Source organism: Anaerovorax odorimutans DSM 5092 (assembly GCF_000426305.1).
Lineage (GTDB): Bacteria > Bacillota > Clostridia > Peptostreptococcales > Anaerovoracaceae > Anaerovorax > Anaerovorax odorimutans.
Genome location: NZ_AUFC01000040.1, coordinates 1 through 19,418 on the forward strand (window position 1 = coordinate 1; position 19,418 = coordinate 19,418).

A 19,418-nucleotide genomic window follows, 5' to 3' on the forward strand; every position below is an offset into this window, starting at 1 on the left:
TTTAGGAGAGGACTTAAAGGAGTAATTCTTGAACTTACTTTAATTTCTTGTGGTTACAACTTATATAAATATTACAATAAGCGAAATCGAGTTGCATTGGTGGCATAATAGAAATCGAAAAATAGCCTTCAAAAAGATAACTCCTTATTTTGTGCACTCATTTTTCAATGATATATATTGAAAGCACTATAAAAATTAAAAATCCATCATCATCGAAATTATCTCCGATGATGATGGATTTTTTTAGAGACTTATTTTACAGCCCCTTTTTATTTAATCATATGTATTTAAAAATTCTTATTTCATTAATTATTATACATTCAGCAAAGCTTTTTTATCAAGTACTTTCTTATATTCTGAATCCATTTCCATCATGCCCATATAAAAATTATATTCATCGGCAAGTTTTATATAATCGTCGGGTTCAAAACATTCTGGACCTAATACACCTTTACCGTTCCACTTTCCTGTAGCAAGGAGTTCCAGTGCAATAACAGGATTATACGCCGTCTGACCAACAACACAACCACAACCAATTTCATTCATAACTTCTTCATTATCAGTTGTCTGATAAATGAATATTTTTCTTTCCAGACCATCTTTTTTTCCAGTAACTGCTGTACCCACACAGCATTTACCTTTTAGCTTATCAGCCACTTCTGTTGGACTTGGAGCTACCATTCCAACAACATCTCTAGGCGACAAATCCGTTCCATTAATTTTAGAATGTTTATCATCAAGTCTTAAAGCCTTAACATTTTTAAGCATAGTAATAAATTCAGATCCAAGCCCATATTTAAAGCTCATCTTTTTTGCAGCATCACCCATATATCTTGGTAACATAACCATTTCTTCATGTTCAACATTTACAAGCTCCTGCTCTCCAATACCGTCCGGGAAAGTAAATAGCTCAGGTTCGGAAAATGGTTCTACCGTATAAATACCTTTATCTTTCTCCCATTTAAAAGGAGGATTTAAACATTCATCTATAGTGGTCCAAATTGAAAAACCAAATGTAATATCATACCCTTCCGCTGTTAAATTTCCACCATCCTTAATACTAATCTCATCAATTTCATCAAAATAATGCTTTTGTGCATATTTTGCAAAAACATTTACTGCTCCCGGGTCCATCCCTATACCAACCAGAGCTAGAAGATTTTTCTTTTCCCAGTCTCCATGCTTTTCAAATTGATAATCGCCCATTTTAATATTAGTCTTATTATATGGATCTGTTGGATGTGGTACTGAAAGAGTCAATGCCATATCCATATAGTTTACTCCACATTCATAAGCCACATCAAATAAATTTTCATTAAAACTTGGGTCACATGCATTAAAAATAATATCTACATCATATTTCTTTGCTAAAGCTTTAACTTCTTCCTTATCTCTTGCATTTACCTTTTCGGCCGGAAACCTTGAATCATTGATTCGCTTTGATACTGCCTGTGCTCTTTCTAAATCGTAATCAGAAAGTACCATTAAGTCTAACCAATCACCTTTTTGGTCTCTCTTACTTGCTATAACAGCCGCCGCTTCACCGACTCCACCGGTTCCCACCATTAAAATTTTCAAAATTTCGCCTCCAAACGATTATAAATTTTCAGGTAAATAATTTACCCTAGCAATTTCCCGTGAGGCAGAGCTTTGCTAAGCGAGATGAAGTTCAGCAAAGTACCCCTCAGTACTCTGCTATATATATTTTACAATACCCTAAGCAAGTGGTCAAGATAAAGTTGACAGAAAAATCAAACATCTTTAAGGGCATTAGCTTTAATAATAAAAATACGAGGTCTATACCTCGTATTTTTATGACTAATATTTTATTTTACATTTAATAAAACTTTTTTATCCAATACTTTTTTATATTCTGAATCCATTTCCATCATGCCCATATAATAATCATATTCATCTGCCAGCTTAATATAATCATCCGGATTAAAACATTCAGGACCTAATACGCCTTTTCCCTTCCATTTTCCTGTAGCTAATAATTCTAATGCAATAATTGGATTATATGCTGTCTGAGCAACTACGCAGCCGGAACCTATTTTATCCATAACCTCTTTATTATCAGTTGTCTGATAGATAAATATTTTTCTTTCAAGTCCATCTTTTTTCCCTATGACCTGAGTTCCTACACAGCATTTTCCTGTTATTTTATCTGCAATATCCACAGGATTAGGTGCTACCATGCTGACAACGTCTCTCGGAGTCAGCTGTGTTCCTTTTACCTTATTATGTTTATTGTCAAGGCCCAATGCTTTTAAGTTTTTTAACATTGTAATAAAATCTGAGCCTAGCCCATATTTAAAGGTCATTTTCTTTGCCACATCACCCATATATCTAGGCAGCATTACCATTTCTTCATGTTCAACATTTACAAGTTCCTGTTCACCTATTCCATCAGGGAAGGTAAACAATTCCGGTTCAGAAAATGGTTCTACCGTATAAATGCCTTTATCTTTTTCCCATTTATACGGAGGATTTAAACATTCATCAATGGTTGTCCAAATAGAAAAACCAAATGAAACATCATAACCTTCTGCCGTTAAATTGCCACCATCTTTAACGTTAATTTCATCTATTTCATCAAAAAAATGTTTATGAGCGAATCTTGCAAATACATTTACAGCTCCTGGATCAATTCCAACCCCTACAAGGGCTAATAATCCCTTCTTATCCCATTCTTCATGTTTTGCAAACTGATAATCACCCATTTTAATATTTGTTTTATTATATGGATCAGTTTCATGTGGTACTGCTAAACTCAATGCCATATCCATATAATGAATACCACATTCATAAGCCACATCAAATAAATTTTCATTTAAACTTGGATCACATGCATTAAACAAAATATCAATATTATATTTTTCTATTAAGGCTTTTACATCTTCTTTATTTTCTGCATCTACCTTTTCAGCCGGAAACCTTTTATCTCCAATTTTCTTTGATACCATCTCAGCTCTTTCCAACGTTCTGTTGGCAAGTACCATTAATTCCAGCCAATCACCTCTTTGGTCTCTTTGACTTGCAATTACCGCTGCTGCTTCGCCAACACCACCGGTTCCTACCATTAAAATTTTCAATTTTTTACCTCCAAAAAAAGCGTAAATTACATCTAAATATTTCTATTCTCCCATATTGACAGTTAATTATTCTATGTTTATCTAATAACAATATGATTTCTAATATATTTTACCTCTCTCTTATGACAATTTTTAAAATAAAAACTTTCGAAATATTTAAAATGTTGTTGTCTTTTAATATTTTACCTTAGTAGGATCCTATTGGTCAACAAGATAATTATAAAATTCAAACAAACAAATACAAATTTATTAAATTAGATCTAATAATTCTTCTGCTTTCTCTATAATGTAATCCGGTGCATCAGGACCATTTTTATCTTCTTCATTTACAGCAAGGGCCCATCCTACAAGGACGGATTTTACTCCTGCATTTTTTGCACATAAAATATCAAACATACTGTCACCTAACATAATAGCTTCTTGAGGCTTTGCGTTGAGTTTTTCAAGTGCGATATTTATAGGCTCAGGGTCAGGTTTATGTTTATTTGTATCTTCACAAGTTACAATTGCATCAAAATAGTCATTTAAATCATATTTATCCAAGCCCTGTTTTGTGGTGTACATCATTCTTGATGTTACCACTGCGGTTTTATATCCTTCTTTCTTTAATTTTTTTAATAACTCTATTACTCCAGGGAAAACAGTAATCAAATCACTGAAATTTTCATAATGGTAGCTTCTGTAAATTTTCACTCCCTCATCTACAGGAACATTGGGAAGTAATTTTTCCATAGTAATAGCTAAGGGTTCACCAAATGTATTTATAATTTCATCTTCAGTTCTTTCTTTACCCTCTAAAGTTCTGAAAGTATGCTGCCATGAATTAATAATTACACCATTTGTATCCATTACTGTTCCATCAAAATCAAATAATATTGTATTTATTTTTTCCATATTTTTTATACTCACCTATCCTCTTAATAACTTTTATTATAACCATATAATATCATAATTCTTTTTTTATATCAAAATGTGTAGTTAACATTACCTAAATAAAAAAGTAAATTGATAAAATAATATTTATTAAACACAAAAAGGTTCCCCTGCTTTTGCAAACGAACCTTATGTTAAAAAGTTTTTATTAAATTAATTTATAGATCAGCCAAACATAGACAGCATAACTCCTGCTGCTACTGCAGATCCAATAACACCTGCAACATTAGGACCCATTGCATGCATTAACAAATAATTTGTTGGATTATACTGCTGACCAACTTTTTGCGATACTCTGGCTGCCATAGGTACTGCAGAAACTCCTGCGGATCCTATAAGCGGATTTATCTTTCCTCCTGTTAAAAGGTTCATCAATTTAGCAAGAAGTACACCACCGGCAGTTCCTATACAGAATGCCATAATTCCAAGTATTACAATTTTAATTGTTGCTGCAACTAAGAAAGTAGGACCTTGTGCTGATGCTCCAACAGAAATTCCTAATAAAATTGTAACTATGTTAATTAATGAATTAGCTGCTGTATCAGATAATCTTGTTGTTACTCCACTTTCTTTAAATAAATTTCCTAACATAAGCATACCTACAAGTGGTGCTGCGGCAGGAAGAATTAATACAACAATAATAGTTACTATAATTGGGAAAAGAATTTTTTCTTTTTGTGATACAACTCTTAATTGGTCCATCTTTATGACTCTTTCCTTCTTTGTTGTAAGAGCTTTCATAATAGGAGGTTGAATAACCGGCACAAGAGCCATATATGAGTATGCTGCTACTGCAATTGCACCTAATAAATGTGGTGCTAACTTTGTAGTAAGGAATATGGCAGTAGGTCCATCTGCACCGCCTATAATTGCAATAGCTGCCGCTTCTTGCGCATTAAATCCACCTAAATACGGGAAAAGCAATGCCCCAAGAAGTGTAAAGAATATTCCAAATTGAGCTGCTGCTCCTATTAATAAAGATTTAGGATTTGCAATTAATGGTGCAAAATCTGTCATTGCTCCTATTCCTAAAAAAATCAAAGGCGGGAAAATCCCCAGTTTATTAAAATGATAAAAATGATTGAATAATCCACCTTCGTCAAATATACCGGTTAACGGAAGATTTGACAACAGCATCCCAAAAGCTATTGGGACCAACAGGAGCGGCTCAAAGCCCTTTTTGATGGCTAAGTATAAAAACAGCAATGCAACGCCTATCATAATTGCACTTTTGTAATCCATATTAAGGATACCAGTAGTTCCTAAAAAATCTTTTATTGTCTGTAACAACATAGATCTCTTTCTCCTTTCCACAACGGTTTTCAAAATTTTCGGTAAATTATGACGATAAAATAGTAACACATACGTATATCAATTACAATAAATTATAAGATTAATACTGTATACATCTTACTAAATTTTCATGGTTAAAGCAACTTTTTGCTTTTCAAAATCTATGTTTAAAATTTTAACTTTTACTGTATCCCCTACACTTACTACATCCATAGGATGTTTTATATATTTATCACTTATTTGCGAAATATGGACTAACCCATCATTTTTCACTCCTATATCCACAAAAGCTCCAAAATCCACTACATTTCTCACCGTTCCTGTAAGTTCCATATCTATTTTTAAATCTTCAAAACTTAAAACATCATTTCTGAAAACTACAGTGGGAGCATCTTCACGAGGATCTCTTGCCGGTTTTTTTATTTCACTTACGATATCTGTTAAAGTCATTGACCCTATACCAATATCTTCTGCCATTTTTTCAATGCTTTTTGAAAGGCTTTTTTTACTATCCTTTTTATCATCTACCAACACTGCAAGGGCAGCTAATCCTTTGCCATGACCGTTCTCCAATTTCTTTTTCTCTGACGGATACATTTTCAGAATTTTATCTTCTATCTGTTTTGAACCACCCTTTGATATTTCCACTTTGTCAATTTCTAATTTATTCAACATGGATTCAGCTGCTTCATAAGATTCCGGATGTACCGATGTACCGTCTAAAGGATTCTCTCCTTCAGAAATACGCATAAATCCAGCACATTGATTAAATGTTTTTTCACCTAATTTTGCTACTTTTTTTAATTCTTTTCTATTTTTAAATTTACCGTTTTCCTCACGGTAAGCAACTATGTTTTTAGCTATTCCTGCATTTATACCTGCAATATATGAAAGAAGGGATGCTGATGCGGTGTTTAAATCAACCCCCACTCTATTTACGCAATCTTCCACAACGTTGGTAAGTGCACTATCCAAAAGATTTTGATTTATATCATGTTGATACTGACCAACACCAATATGTTTTGGTGATATCTTTACTAATTCAGCCAATGGATCTTGAAGTCTTCTTCCTATTGACATTGCCCCTCTAGTAGTAACATCTAAATCCGGATATTCTTCCGTTGCAAGTTTAGAAGCAGAATAAACGGATGCTCCAGCCTCATTTACAATTGTATAGCTCACATTTGTAAGGTTATTCTTTTTTATAAAATCAGCAACGACTAATTCTGTTTCTCTTGATGCTGTTCCATTACCAATTACTATTACATTACAATCATATTTTTCTATAAGTTTCAAAAGAACTCGCTCTGTACCGGCTATATCTTTTTTAGGTTCTGTAGGATAAATTGTAGTGTAGGCTACAAGTTTTCCCGTTTCATTAAGAACTGCCACCTTACAGCCTGTCCTGTAACCTGGGTCAATGCTTATTATTTTCGCATTTTTTACAGGCGGAACCATTAAAAGTTTTTCTGTATTCTTTGCAAATACTTTTACAGCTTCCTTCTCCGCCCTCTCAGTAAGCAAATTTCTCATTTCTCTTTCAACTGAAGGTGCCATAAGTCTTTTATAAGCATCTTCAATAGTATTGTTCATAACCTCTGCAAAAATGGACTTTTCATTTTTTATACAAGCTTCCTTTAAAAACTCATGTATGTATTCAACTGAAACTTTTACTTTTACTTTTAATTTCTTTTCTTTTTCACCTCGGTTTAAAGCCAAAACTCTATGATCTGGAATTTTAGCAATAGGTTCACTATATTCATAATACATATCGTATACTGTGCTTTCTTCTTTGTCCGTAGCTTCAGATACAATATATCCGTCTTTTAATGTTTTTTCTCTTACAGCTGAATTAAATTCAGGGTCATCTGCTATTATTTCTGCAATAATATCAGCAGCACCTGCTATAGCTTCTTCCCATGTGTTTACACCCTTTTCCTCATCTACATAAGGTAATGCAGCTTCTTCAAGAGTACCTTCTTCTATTTCCATATTCTGAATAAGATTAGCCAGCGGCTCAAGACCTTTTTCTTTTGCTTTTGATGCACGTGTGGATTTTTTCTGCTTAAATGGTTTATATAAATCTTCCACCCTTTGAAGTACTTCCGCTTTTACGATTTCTTCTTTTAATTCGTCGGTAAGCTTTCCTTGTTCTTCAATAATTTTTATTACCTCTTCTTTACGTGTCTCTAGACCTCTCAGATAATTTAATCTTTCATCTAAATCACGAAGAATAATATCAGAAAGAGCTCCTGTTACTTCTTTTCTGTATCTAGCAATAAATGGAATGGTATTGCCATCATCTATAAGCTGAACCGTGTTTTCTACTTGTGATATCTTAATATTAAATTCTTGAGCCAACTTTTCAATTATATTCATTTAGTTCTCCTTTGAAGAATATGTTTTTATTAACTTACTGTGCATTTACTTCTTTTTGTTTAAGCTTTTCATTTATGAAATAATCCAAATCCCCATCCATAACCGCATGGACATTGCCTACTTCAGCGTTCGTTCTATGATCTTTAACCATAGAATATGGATGAAATACATATGATCTTATCTGACTTCCCCAAGTAATCTGACTATAATCACCTGCAAGTTCATCAAGGTTAGCCTTTTTCTCACGCTCTGCCAATTCTATAAGTTTAGACATAAGAACCTTCATTGCTGTTTCTTTATTTTGATGCTGCGATCTTTCATTTTGGCAAGACACTACAATATTAGTAGGTATATGGGTAATACGAATAGCTGAATCTGTTTTATTTACATGCTGACCTCCTGCACCGCTAGACCTGTAAGTGTCAATACGCAAATCATCAGGATTAATATTTATTGTAATATCATCATCAATTTCAGGCATCACGTCTAAAGACGCGAAAGAAGTATGCCTTCTTCCTGATGAATCAAACGGAGAAATACGTACTATTCTATGTACTCCTTTTTCGTTTTTTAAATATCCATAGGCATTTTCACCTTCAATCAACAGAGTAGCACTTTTAATGCCCCCTTCTGAAGCATCTTGATAATCTAAAATTTTAACGTTATATCCTTTTGATTCTGACCATCTTGTGTACATTCTAAGCAACATTTCTGCCCAATCCTGGGCATCAGTACCACCAGATCCAGCATGCACGGAAATTATGGCATTATTACTGTCATATTCACCATTAAGCAATGTTTTCAGACGTAAATTCTCCATATCATTCTTATATTTATCATAAGATGATTGAATTTCCTCTACCATACCTTCATCATCTTCTTCAATAGCCATTTCAATAAGAACACCTATATCTTCCAGCTCTGTTTCCAATAATTTGTATTCTTCTATCTTTGATTCACAGCTTTTTTTCTCTTTTAATATCTTTTGGGCTTCCTCGTGATCATCCCAAAATCCTTCTTGCTCTATTCTAAAATTTATTTCATTTTGTTTTTCCAATAATTTAGGCAAGTCAAAGAGATTCACCCAATTCTTTTAAATTTACAGTCATATCTGTAAGTTCATATTTTATCTGATCTAACTCAACCATATCTTCAACTCCTTATATTAATTTGAGCCGCAACAATTTTTATATTTTTTCCCTGATCCACAAGGGCATAAATCATTTCTTCCTATCTTTTCCCCTCTGCGAATAGGTTCTTGCTTCTTTTCTCGTTCTGGAACTTTTGTTTCTGAAGGCATCTGACCATTATTATCTAAATCGTTTCCTTCAAAATCTTCTTTTTTCTCTTTTCCTTCACCTATTACTTGTTTTCTCTCTGTATTTGTCTGAACAGTTACATTAAAGCAGAATTTAACAGTATCTTCTTTAATTGATTGAATCATAAGCTCAAACATATCAAAGCCTTCTGCGGAATAAGCTTTCGCAGGGTCCTGCTGACCAAGGGCTCTAAGACCAATACCGGATCTCAACTGATCCATAGCATCAATATGATCCATCCATTTATTGTCTACTACTCTGATCAAAATCATTCTTTCAAGCTCACGAATTCTCTCTTGGCCTATTTCTTCTTCTTTAGCCTTATAGAGATCTTCAAATTTCTTCATTATATCTTCTTTTAGAGAATCTACATCTAAGGATTGAATTTCTTCTTCAGTATAATTAAATCCCTTAAATTCTCCGCAAATTCTTTTTAAAGCTGCTTCAAGTGCTGCCAAATCCCATTGTTCTGCAAATTTTGATTCAACAACTACAGGATTTACACATTCATCAACAAGTTCAGAAACCATAACCATTATATGATTTCTCAAATCTTCACCTTCCAGAACACGTCTTCGTTCTTCATAAATTATGCCTCTTTGTTTATTCATTACATCATCATATTGTAATACATACTTTCTTATGGAGAAATTCCTTCCTTCAACTTTTTTCTGAGCATTTTCAATGGATTTTGTAAGCATCCCCGCTTCTATTGGATCTTCATCATCCATACCTAGTTTAGACACAATATTTTGGATTCTTTCCCCTCCAAATAATCTCATTAATTCATCTTCTAATGAAATAAAGAACTGTGTTGCTCCCGGGTCTCCCTGACGACCTGCACGACCTCTTAATTGATTATCTATACGACGTGATTCATGACGCTCTGTACCAATAATATAGAGTCCACCTAGTTCAATTACCTTTTTCTGCTCTTCTGCACGTTCTTCTTTATATTTATCTGCAAGTTTGTTATATTCTTCTCTTGCTTTAATTAGTTCTTCATCCTCAAGAGGAATAAAACTGGAAGCATAGGATATAGCGTTTTCATCATACCCAAATTTTCTCATTTCACGTTTTGCTTCAAAGTCGGGATTACCTCCTAATATAATGTCGGTTCCACGACCGGCCATGTTTGTAGCAATGGTTACAGAATTCAATCTTCCTGCATCTGCAACAATTTCGGCTTCTTTTTCATGCTGTTTAGCATTAAGTACCTTATGTTTTATACCTTTTTTCTTTAAAAGATCACTGATAATTTCTGATCTCTCAATGGATATGGTACCTACAAGAACCGGTTGTCCTGTTTCATGACATTCTTGAATCTTATTTGCTATAGCTTTAAATTTAGCAATTTCAGAGGCATATATGGAATCGTCATAATCTTTTCTCGCAATAGGTTTATTTGTTGGAATTTCCACAACATCCATATTATAAATATCTCGGAATTCTTCTTCTTCAGTTCTGGCGGTACCTGTCATTCCTGATAGTTTTTTATACATTCTGAAATAATTTTGAAGAGTAATTGTTGCAAGAGTTTTAGATTCCTGCCTTATTTTCATACCTTCCTTTGCCTCAATAGCTTGATGAAGTCCGTCACTATATCTTCTTCCGAACATTAAACGTCCCGTGAATTCATCAACTATAACTATTTCACCATCTTTTACAATATAATCCACATCTCTCTTCATTAAATTATGTGCTTTTAATGCTTGAAGTACATGATGGTTGATTTCCATATTTTCAGGATCTGAAAAGTTCTCCAGTTTAAAAAATTCTTCGCACTTTGTTACACCATCTTCGGTAATTGAAACGGTTTTATCCTTTTCTTCCATAGTAAAATCCTCTTCAATTTTCAATGTGCTTACAAATTTATCTGCAACATTATATAAATCTGTGGATTTTTCTCCTTGACCTGAAATTATAAGAGGTGTCCTTGCTTCATCTATTAATATACTGTCTACTTCATCGACAATAGCATAATTTAGCTCTCTTTGAGTCATATCCTCCTTATAAATAACCATATTATCACGCAGATAATCAAATCCAAATTCGTTATTTGTTCCATAAGTAATATCAGCCTGATATGCTTGTTTTCGCACCTCATTTGTAATCCCATGAATTACGCATCCTACTGTTAGTCCAAGGAAAGTATATAACTTACCCATCCATTCCATATCACGCTTTGCTAAGTAATCATTGACCGTAACTACATGAACGCCTTTTCCTTCAAGAGCATTTAAATAAGCCGCCAATGTAGCTACTAAAGTTTTACCTTCCCCTGTTTTCATTTCGGAGATTCTTCCTTGATGAAGTACAATACCACCAATAAGCTGTACTTTAAAATGCTTCATTCCCAAACTTCTGTATGAAGCTTCTCTACAAACAGCAAAAGCCTCCACTAAAATATCATCTAAGGTTTCATTATTTGCTAATCTCTGCTTAAACTCTGTTGTTTTAGCCTTTAGTTCATCATCTGTAAGTTTTTGCATTTCTTCATCTAAGACTAAAATCTTATCTGCTATTTTTTCTACTTTTTTTACTTCTTTGGCATTTATATCACCAAATATTTTTTCCATAAATCCCATAATTTATGTCCCTCTCTTTTTGAATTTATTTGATTTTAAGATATTAATTTCTTTCTTAAATAATAATAATTTAACAGATTTATACCATATCATGTCAATAGCCTTTAGAAATAATTATTCAAACCGAATTCAATGATTTCCCATTATAGCAACACTGTACTAATCAATGGAATAATTACATTACATTACAGACATGATTTCATGATTTGTTACTTACTACAAATCTGTTTAAACCATAGGAATAATTATATCATAGAGAAACAAAAAAATCAAAAAAGGGCGTACGCCCTTTTATGAAAGTTTAGTGAAATTTTACTATTCTACAAACGCATTATAAATTGCTTTAATAGCAATTTCAAATTGTGTATTTTCCACACCAACAATTATATTCATTTCACTGGAACCTTGATCTATCATTCTAATATTTACACCTGCTTCATATAGGGCTCCAAATAGTTTAGCTGATACACCTGGTCTTTTAGCCATTCCATAACCTACTGTTGCAATAAGTGCCATATCTGTATACACATCTATTGAATCTGGCTGGCATTTTCTTTGAATATCTTCAACAATGTCATCCAAATGACCTGCAAGAACTTTATTGGAAATTACAACAGAAATAGTATCAATACCACTTGGAAGATGCTCAAAATAGATATCGTAATCTTCAAGGATGCTTAAAATTCTCTTTACAAATCCAACATCTACGCTCATCATATTTTTATAGATTCCAATAACGGTAAAATCTTTGCTTCCTGCAATACCGCTGATTATATTATTGTCATGATTGCTTTCTTCTGCAATTATTGTAGTCCCCGGATGTTCAGGCTCATTTGTATTTCTTATATTAATAGGAATATCTGCTGCTCTTGCCGGATAAATGGCATCTTCATGAAGTACAGAAGCTCCCATATAAGAAAGTTCTCTTAATTCTTTATAAGAGATTTTACTTATTGGCTTTGCCCCTTCAACTATTCTTGGATCCGCCATCAAAAATCCTGAAACATCTGTCCAGTTTTCATAAACTTCTGCATTTACTGCTCTTGCAACCAATGCTCCTGTAATATCCGAACCTCCTCTTGAGAAAGTCTTAATTTTTCCATCAGGATAAGCTCCGTAAAAACCAGGAAGAACACCTTTTTCATGTTTTGCTAATTCCGCTGCAAGAGCTTCATTAGTTTCTTCATTTAAAAACTTTCCTTTTTTATCGAATTTAATTAAATCCTTCGTGTCTATAAAATCATATCCTAAATATGCCGCTGTTAAAAGTGCATTTAAATACTCACCTCTGCTGGCAATATAATCTGCAGAAGCTCCATTTTTAAGATTTTCATTAATCTGATCAAATTCTTTTTCTAATTCAACGTCTACTCCAAGATTTAATTCAATAGCTCTGAATCTGTCACATATTACTTGAAAAACTTGCTCGTAAGTTACATTATGATCTATATGTGTTTTACATAAATATAGTAAATCCGTAATTTTATTATCATCACTATATCTTTTTCCAGGTGCCGAAACTACTACATATTTTCTGTCTGGATTAGCATCTACTATACTCTTAACTTTAGCTAATTGAATAGCATCGGCTACTGAACTACCTCCAAATTTGGCTACTTTTACTCCCATTTTTTTAATCACCTCTAATTAAACATAATACTGAATTATATCATGTTTTTTGCTTCCTGTCTAAGAATTTCAGCTTTATCAGTCTTTTCCCACGGAATATCTAAATCAATTCTTCCAAAATGGCCATATGCTGCAAGCTGTCTGTAAATAGGTCTTCTTAAATCCAACTCTTTAATAATAGCTGCCGGTCTTAAATCAAAGTGTTTGTTTACCAGTTCTACTAATTTTTCATCTTCGATTTTACCTGTTCCAAATGTATCTACAAGAACAGAGACTGGCTTAGCTATACCTATTGCATACGCAAGTTCTATTTCACACTTATCCGCAAGTTCTGCAGCAACAATATTCTTTGCCACATATCGCGCTGCATAAGCAGCAGATCTATCTACCTTTGTAGGGTCTTTTCCTGAAAAAGCACCGCCGCCGTGCCTTGCATATCCTCCATAAGTATCTACAATAATTTTTCTTCCTGTTAATCCTGCATCACCATTAGGACCTCCAATTACAAATCTGCCTGTAGGATTAACATAATATTTTGTCTCCTCGTCTAAAAGGTCTTTAGGAATAATTGGTTTAATAACATATTCAATAATATCTTTTTTAATCTGTTCCTGTGAAACATCAGGATCGTGCTGAGTTGAAACCAACACGGTATCAACTCTTACCACTTCATTTCCGTCATATTCTACTGTAACCTGAGTTTTTCCGTCCGGTCTTAGGTAAGCTAATTTACCTGATTTTCTAACCTGAGCTAATTTCCACGCTAGTTTATGGGATAACGCTATTGGCATTGGCATTAGTTCAGGTGTTTCATTACAAGCAAATCCAAACATAATTCCCTGATCTCCAGCACCTATCGTATCAATATTATCATTTAATGTACCTTCTTTATATTCTAGTGCCTTATCAACACCCATGGCAATATCTCCTGACTGATCATGAATTGCAGTCATTACCGCACAAGTGTTTCCATCATAACCATAATCACTTTTTGTATATCCAATATCGCAAATTACTTTTCTTATTAAACTTGGGATATCAACATAACAATTTGTTGTAATTTCGCCTACTACCATAGCAAGGCCTGTAGTTACTGTAGTTTCTGCTGCAATTCTTCCATATGGATCTTTTTCAAATATGGCATCAACTATTGCATCTGAAATTTGATCGCATACTTTGTCAGGATGCCCTTCTGTAACAGATTCTGATGTAAATAATCTTTTCATTTTTTCCTCCTAAATTACTTATTGTGAAATCAAAGATTTCAATTTATGTATTTTACAATTTTTAACAAAGCTCTTAAATTTAATAATATTTTTATTAAATTTATATCAATATATCAAAGAATATTTCATAGTAAAAAAAAAAATCTCTTCAAAAGAAGAGGTTTTTGCTTTTTTCCGTTATGTTTCCTCATCTTTCAGAATATAATTCTGTAGGATTTAGCACCTTCTACATTTATAATAATTTATAAATACAGGTTGCCGGACTTCATAGGGCCTATTCCCTCTGTCTCTCTTAATAAGGTTTATTTAAATTAAATTTTGATGTATAATAATATAATCTTATATTCTATACATTAAATTGTCAATAGATATAATAAACTTATTTTTCACTCCATTGGTAATTACTTGTATTTTTATTAAAATAGGTTATACTTTTATTTAATATGTACTTTGAGAAATCACATCAGAAAGAGGTATATTTTGACACAAAGAAATTTTAAAATAATAAAAGGTGGTATCAGCGCTACCATTCAGAATAAAAAGAAAACGTTTATATCAGCTTTTGTCACAGATACGAGACTTATGGGCGTCGTTGTCCTTTATATACACTGGGAATTAGATGATGACAATTATTCTTCCAATTTTCACCAATTTTTCTATTTTGATGCTGAAGAATATGGCTTAGAAAGTTATAAAAGCCATATCGGAGATGATCCCGGAGCCTTATCTATTATAGAACAGGCGCTTTTAGGTGGATTAGGAGGTCAAAAAGTAGAGATTACAGAAAAAGAATCATATTTTTTAGTTTCACATTTTACTGAAACAAACAAGAGACTCTCTCTTAATTTACCCGAAGGTAAGGTTGAGTACGAATTTCTACTTGATAAAAAAGAAACAGAAAACATGTCTAGAAAAGAAAAAATGACGGCCTTATCTAAAATGTGTACCCCGATTATATCCGATTATCAACTTATTAATTATTTTTTAATGAGATCTTTTGCAAAAGATAAAGATGGTTTTACTTCTTTAATTGAAGAAAACAGCAAAATTTCTGATATTTCTCAATTAATTCCTGCTACTCTATGTAAAAATACAATAGATGAATTTATAGATGAAAAAGGTCTTTCATATATTTGTGAATCTCTTATTGAGTTTGAGAAAAAATACATGTTAGTTATTACAGAATTTATTACAAGCAATTATAAAATTGTATCTGTTAATAAAAAATCTTCTTTTTATATTTCATCTGCAGAAGCTGCAATGATGCTCAACAGAGCGGAATTTATCACAGTATACGAAATATTAAATGATGTGGATGAATTTGAAATGCAGTTTAATGCATTTTCCACTGCTTCATTACAGACAATACATGAAAACGGTAAATTATCTCTTCAATTTAAAAAGAACAATAATCATGTAAATAAAAAAATCTTTAGGCTAAACGATGACATACATGGTCTATACTATATAACTAATTTGGGTCAATTTCTAATCGCAGCTTACAGCCTACCAGCAATTCAGGAATTAGAAAGGGAATTAAAAAACAATACTCTGGATCAATTTTTAATCCCCTCTGCGAAATACGAATTCAAAGAACCTATTTTATATGAATTCATCCAAAGTGATTTTGATGACTTTATAGATTTCCTTGATTCTCTCAGTAATGATTTTAATGACTAGATGACCAATAAAATAGTTAATAACTTTAATTAGTAAGCATATCAAAAATTTGCTTACTAATTTTTTTAACTGGTGCATTAGATAAATTTGAAGCAACCATTATGTGTAAATCTACCATGGGGCAAATCCAAAAGCTGGATCTGAATCCATCATCTGAACCTTCATGTCCATACAATGTATAATTATTTTGCTCTCTTTTAAACCAACTCAAACAAATATGTTCTTTATTATTCGGAACTAAAGCCTCTTCCTTCCATACTATATCATATGTTTTTTCATTTAAAATTTCTTTATTCAGATGAGCTTTGGCCCATTTTTCTAAATCACTGATATTTGAAGTAAGAGTTGAGCTTGGCCCATGAGCTCTGTTGTAAGGAAAATAATTTTCCCTTATTATATGATTATCTTTGTTCTTTTTATGTGGCACACAAACAGAACAATTATTAAGCTTTTCAATATCAAGACTTTCTTCTGCATTTTTAATGTTTTTACAACGTTCAAAAGTCAGCAGCTTTGAATTAGCCATTGAAAGTGGCTCAAATATATTTTCTTCAACATATTCTTCAAATGAAATTCCTGAAACCTTTGCAATTATTGCTCCTAAAATTTCATACCCAATATTACTGTAAGCAAATTTTCTTTCTTCAGGATTCCATAGAAGATACGCCTCTGAAACTTCCTTAGAACGTACATATCTTTCCAATGCACCTTCGTCAAGCTGGGGCTTATCCCAGCAATAATCTTTCACATCCGGCATACCTGATGTATGACTTAAAAGCTGCCTTATTGTAATGCTTTTATATCTAGTGTCTGCCATTTTGAACCAGGGTAAATAATAAACTACCTTTTCATCTAAGTTTATCAAACCTTTTTCCCAAAGCTGCATTATTGAAGTTCCTACAAATAACTTAGTCACAGAAGCCATATGAAAAATGCTGTCTTTTGTTAAGATTTTTTTATTTGAAAAATCTTCATATCCTACTGCATTAGCATATTTAAGTCCCGCATTTATATTTATGCTTTTATTGCCAATACTAATTCCAACTGCCAATCCAGGCAAGTCATAATTAAATAATGCTTTATCCATAAATTCATTAATTTTATTTCTTATATCCACTCTTTTTCTCCTTTTGACCAACAGAAACTTATATGATAAGATAAGATTATAACATGACACAAGCTACCAAGCATGTTTCAATGGTTTCCACATTACAGCAACGCTGTCTCAATCATAGAAACCATTATATCATGACACAAGCCGCAAAACATGATTCAATGGTTCCTTCATTACAGCAACGCTGTCTCAATCATAGGAACCATTATATCATGACACAAGCCGCAAAACATGATTCAATGGTTCCTTCATTACAGCAACGCTGTCTCAATCATAGGAATCATTATATCATGACACAAGCCGCAAAACATGATTCAATGGTTCCTTCATTACAGCAACGCTGTCTCAATCATAGGAACCATTATAACACAGCCATATCAATATCTTTTGACTTATTTTAGGCTGTAATTATACTGTAATATCAATTTTTTATTAACTGTTAATAATATAATAGCCTAATTAATCCGGTTATTATACCATATATTTTAGAAGAGGTAGGAGCTATATATGAAATATAGAACGTTTAAGAAAACGGGACAAGAAGTCTCACTCTTAGGTTTTGGAACTATGCGTTTACCTGTTATGGCTAATGATTCTAACAAAATTGAAGAAGAAAAAGCCATACAAATGATTAGAAACGCTATTGATAAAGGTATTAACTATGTAGATACCGCTTACATGTACCATAATGGAGAAAGTGAAGTAGTTGTTGGAAAGGCCCTTAAAGATGGTTACAGGGAAAAGGTTCTTTTGGCAGATAAAATGCCTGCTTGGATGGCAAAAGACGAATCTGACATTGAACGTATTTTTAATGAACAATTGGAAAGGCTTGATGTTGATTGTATAGATATGTATTTAGTGCATAATGTTACTTCTCCTATTTGGAAAAAGGTAGAAGAATTTAATGTTATAAATTTTTTGGAAAAGAAAAAGGCAGAAGGTAAAATTAAACATATAGGTTTTTCTTTTCATGATGAATTAAGTTTGTTTAAAAAGGTAATTGACAGTTATCCTTGGGATTTTTGTCAAATACAGCTAAACTATATGGATATAAATTTTCAAGCAGGAATAGAAGGCTTAAAATATGCAGGTAAAAAAGAAATACCTGTTATTATTATGGAACCGCTGAAAGGCGGAAAACTAACAGATTCTCTTCCTCCAAGTGTAGAAAAATTCTGGGACTCTTCAGAAATAAAAAGAACCCCTGCAGAATGGGCTCTTAGATTTGTTGCTGATTTCCCTGAAGTACTTACTATATTAAGCGGTATGCATACTATGGAGCAGGTAAATGAAAATATAAGAATAATTTCAAAGGCAGATGCGAAAAGCTTAACTGAAAATGAGCATCAAATTATAAGAAAGGTATCAGAAGAATATAATAAACTTATAAAGTATTCTTGTACAGCTTGTAAATACTGCCTACCCTGTCCTCAGAAAATAGATATTCCAACTATAATTAAATTTTATAACGAATGGTTTCTTTATGACGGAAGCAAAAAAACAAGAGCTGATTTTAAAACTTGGATACCTCCTAAAAGGGTTCCTTCAACGTGCATAGCTTGTAAAGCTTGTGAAGATCACTGCCCTCAACATCTGCCAATCTCAGAGATTATGAAAAAAGCAAGCGATATTTTTGAATAAAATATGTTATAAAAATAGAGGCTGAATCAGATTCAGTCTCTATTTTAAATTAAATAATGAGGTACATTAACATCTATTCTACAAAATTATCTTTTTACTTTCTAAGAGCATCTAAAAATTTCTTCTCGTTGATATGGTCAGAATACTCCGAATCCATTTCTCTGATTCCTGCCGGGAATTCATATTTTTTTAGTCTTTCTACAAATGGGTCAGGATCAAAGCTTTCAGGTCCATGTACTCCTTTGATATCCCAGATTCCTTTAGCTATTAATTCCATCATGATTACAGGTCCTACTGCTGTCTGTGCTACAACAGAGTTTGTTCCGTATTTTGATACACATTCTCTGTTATCTGCCACTTGATATAAATATACAGATCTTCTCATTCCATCCTTTGTTCCTGTTACCCAAGTTCCTGCACATCCTTTACCTACCATCTCATTTGCCTGCTCAATTGGATTAGGTATTACTTTTACCAAGAAATCCCTAGGTGTTATTTCTGAATTTCCAACTTTAATCTTT

The 19,418-nt window shown here is 32.8% G+C and carries 14 protein-coding genes and 1 riboswitch; of the genes, 3 read left to right on the top strand and 11 right to left on the bottom strand.

The genetic code is table 11. The features are described 5' to 3' along the window. Positions 1–312: 312 nt before the first annotated feature. The 9 genes from K292_RS17100 to metK all read right to left on the bottom strand — a co-directional run bounded on the left by K292_RS17100 (position 313) and on the right by metK (position 14,462). Entirely contained in the window at positions 313–1,578 is a 1,266-nt protein-coding gene (locus K292_RS17100) for a saccharopine dehydrogenase family protein (RefSeq protein ID WP_084146001.1), read from the bottom strand. A gap of 248 nt (positions 1,579–1,826) precedes the next feature. Continuing rightward, a complete protein-coding gene (locus K292_RS17105; protein ID WP_051280718.1) occupies positions 1,827–3,095 on the bottom strand; it encodes a saccharopine dehydrogenase family protein in 1,269 nt (422 codons plus the stop codon). Between the two features lie 249 nt (positions 3,096–3,344). Further along, positions 3,345–4,004, bottom strand: a complete 660-nt coding sequence (locus K292_RS0112105; RefSeq protein WP_027400043.1) for an HAD-IIIA family hydrolase — start codon at positions 4,002–4,004, stop codon at positions 3,345–3,347. 189 nt (positions 4,005–4,193) lie between these two features. After that, positions 4,194–5,321 (bottom strand): sodium ion-translocating decarboxylase subunit beta, encoded by a 1,128-nt coding sequence (locus K292_RS0112110; RefSeq protein WP_037373183.1) that lies wholly within the window; start codon positions 5,319–5,321, stop codon positions 4,194–4,196. Between the two features lie 120 nt (positions 5,322–5,441). Further along, a complete protein-coding gene (locus K292_RS0112115; protein ID WP_027400045.1) occupies positions 5,442–7,700 on the bottom strand; it encodes a Tex family protein in 2,259 nt (752 codons plus the stop codon). A 34-nt stretch (positions 7,701–7,734) separates the two neighbouring features. Next, a protein-coding gene (gene prfB, locus K292_RS0112120) for a peptide chain release factor 2 (protein ID WP_156900539.1) occupies positions 7,735–8,848 on the bottom strand; the annotation gives its coding sequence in 2 pieces (ribosomal slippage) (positions 7,735–8,772 and positions 8,774–8,848; 1,113 coding nt in all). 17 nt (positions 8,849–8,865) lie between these two features. After that, the gene (secA, locus tag K292_RS0112125; RefSeq protein ID WP_207637175.1) at positions 8,866–11,607 is read right to left on the bottom strand and encodes a preprotein translocase subunit SecA; all 2,742 of its coding nucleotides are present in this window, start codon (positions 11,605–11,607) and stop codon (positions 8,866–8,868) included. Between the two features lie 315 nt (positions 11,608–11,922). Continuing rightward, complete coding sequence (locus K292_RS0112130) at positions 11,923–13,236, bottom strand: aspartate kinase (RefSeq protein ID WP_027400048.1); 1,314 nt, start codon at positions 13,234–13,236, stop codon at positions 11,923–11,925. A 35-nt stretch (positions 13,237–13,271) separates the two neighbouring features. Beyond that, positions 13,272–14,462: a methionine adenosyltransferase gene (gene metK, locus K292_RS0112135; RefSeq protein ID WP_027400049.1), complete on the bottom strand. Its 1,191-nt coding sequence runs from the start codon at positions 14,460–14,462 to the stop codon at positions 13,272–13,274. A 184-nt stretch (positions 14,463–14,646) separates the two neighbouring features. Then, a riboswitch (SAM riboswitch) is annotated at positions 14,647–14,764 on the bottom strand. A gap of 178 nt (positions 14,765–14,942) precedes the next feature. Between metK and K292_RS0112140 the strand changes: the two genes are divergently transcribed. Continuing rightward, positions 14,943–16,142 (top strand): hypothetical protein, encoded by a 1,200-nt coding sequence (locus tag K292_RS0112140; RefSeq protein WP_027400050.1) that lies wholly within the window; start codon positions 14,943–14,945, stop codon positions 16,140–16,142. 25 nt (positions 16,143–16,167) lie between these two features. Here K292_RS0112140 and K292_RS0112145 read toward each other — a convergent pair whose 3' ends face one another. Continuing rightward, positions 16,168–17,259 carry a serine hydrolase domain-containing protein gene (locus K292_RS0112145; RefSeq protein ID WP_027400051.1) on the bottom strand — a complete coding sequence of 364 codons (1,092 nt, stop codon included), beginning with the start codon at positions 17,257–17,259 and terminating at the stop codon, positions 16,168–16,170. A 53-nt stretch (positions 17,260–17,312) separates the two neighbouring features. Here K292_RS0112145 and K292_RS18725 point away from each other — a divergent pair, with 53 nt between their 5' ends. Both K292_RS18725 and K292_RS0112150 read left to right on the top strand, forming a co-directional pair. Continuing rightward, the gene (locus tag K292_RS18725) at positions 17,313–17,657 is read left to right on the top strand and encodes a hypothetical protein (protein ID WP_156900540.1); all 345 of its coding nucleotides are present in this window, start codon (positions 17,313–17,315) and stop codon (positions 17,655–17,657) included. Between the two features lie 106 nt (positions 17,658–17,763). Next, entirely contained in the window at positions 17,764–18,897 is a 1,134-nt protein-coding gene (locus K292_RS0112150) for an aldo/keto reductase (protein WP_027400052.1), read from the top strand. Positions 18,898–18,991: 94 nt separating this feature from the next. On the opposite strand, the gene K292_RS18905 is transcribed toward K292_RS0112150, so the two are convergent. Then, a partial coding sequence (locus K292_RS18905) for a saccharopine dehydrogenase family protein (RefSeq protein WP_027400053.1) occupies positions 18,992–19,418 on the bottom strand: 427 nt, incomplete at its 5' end.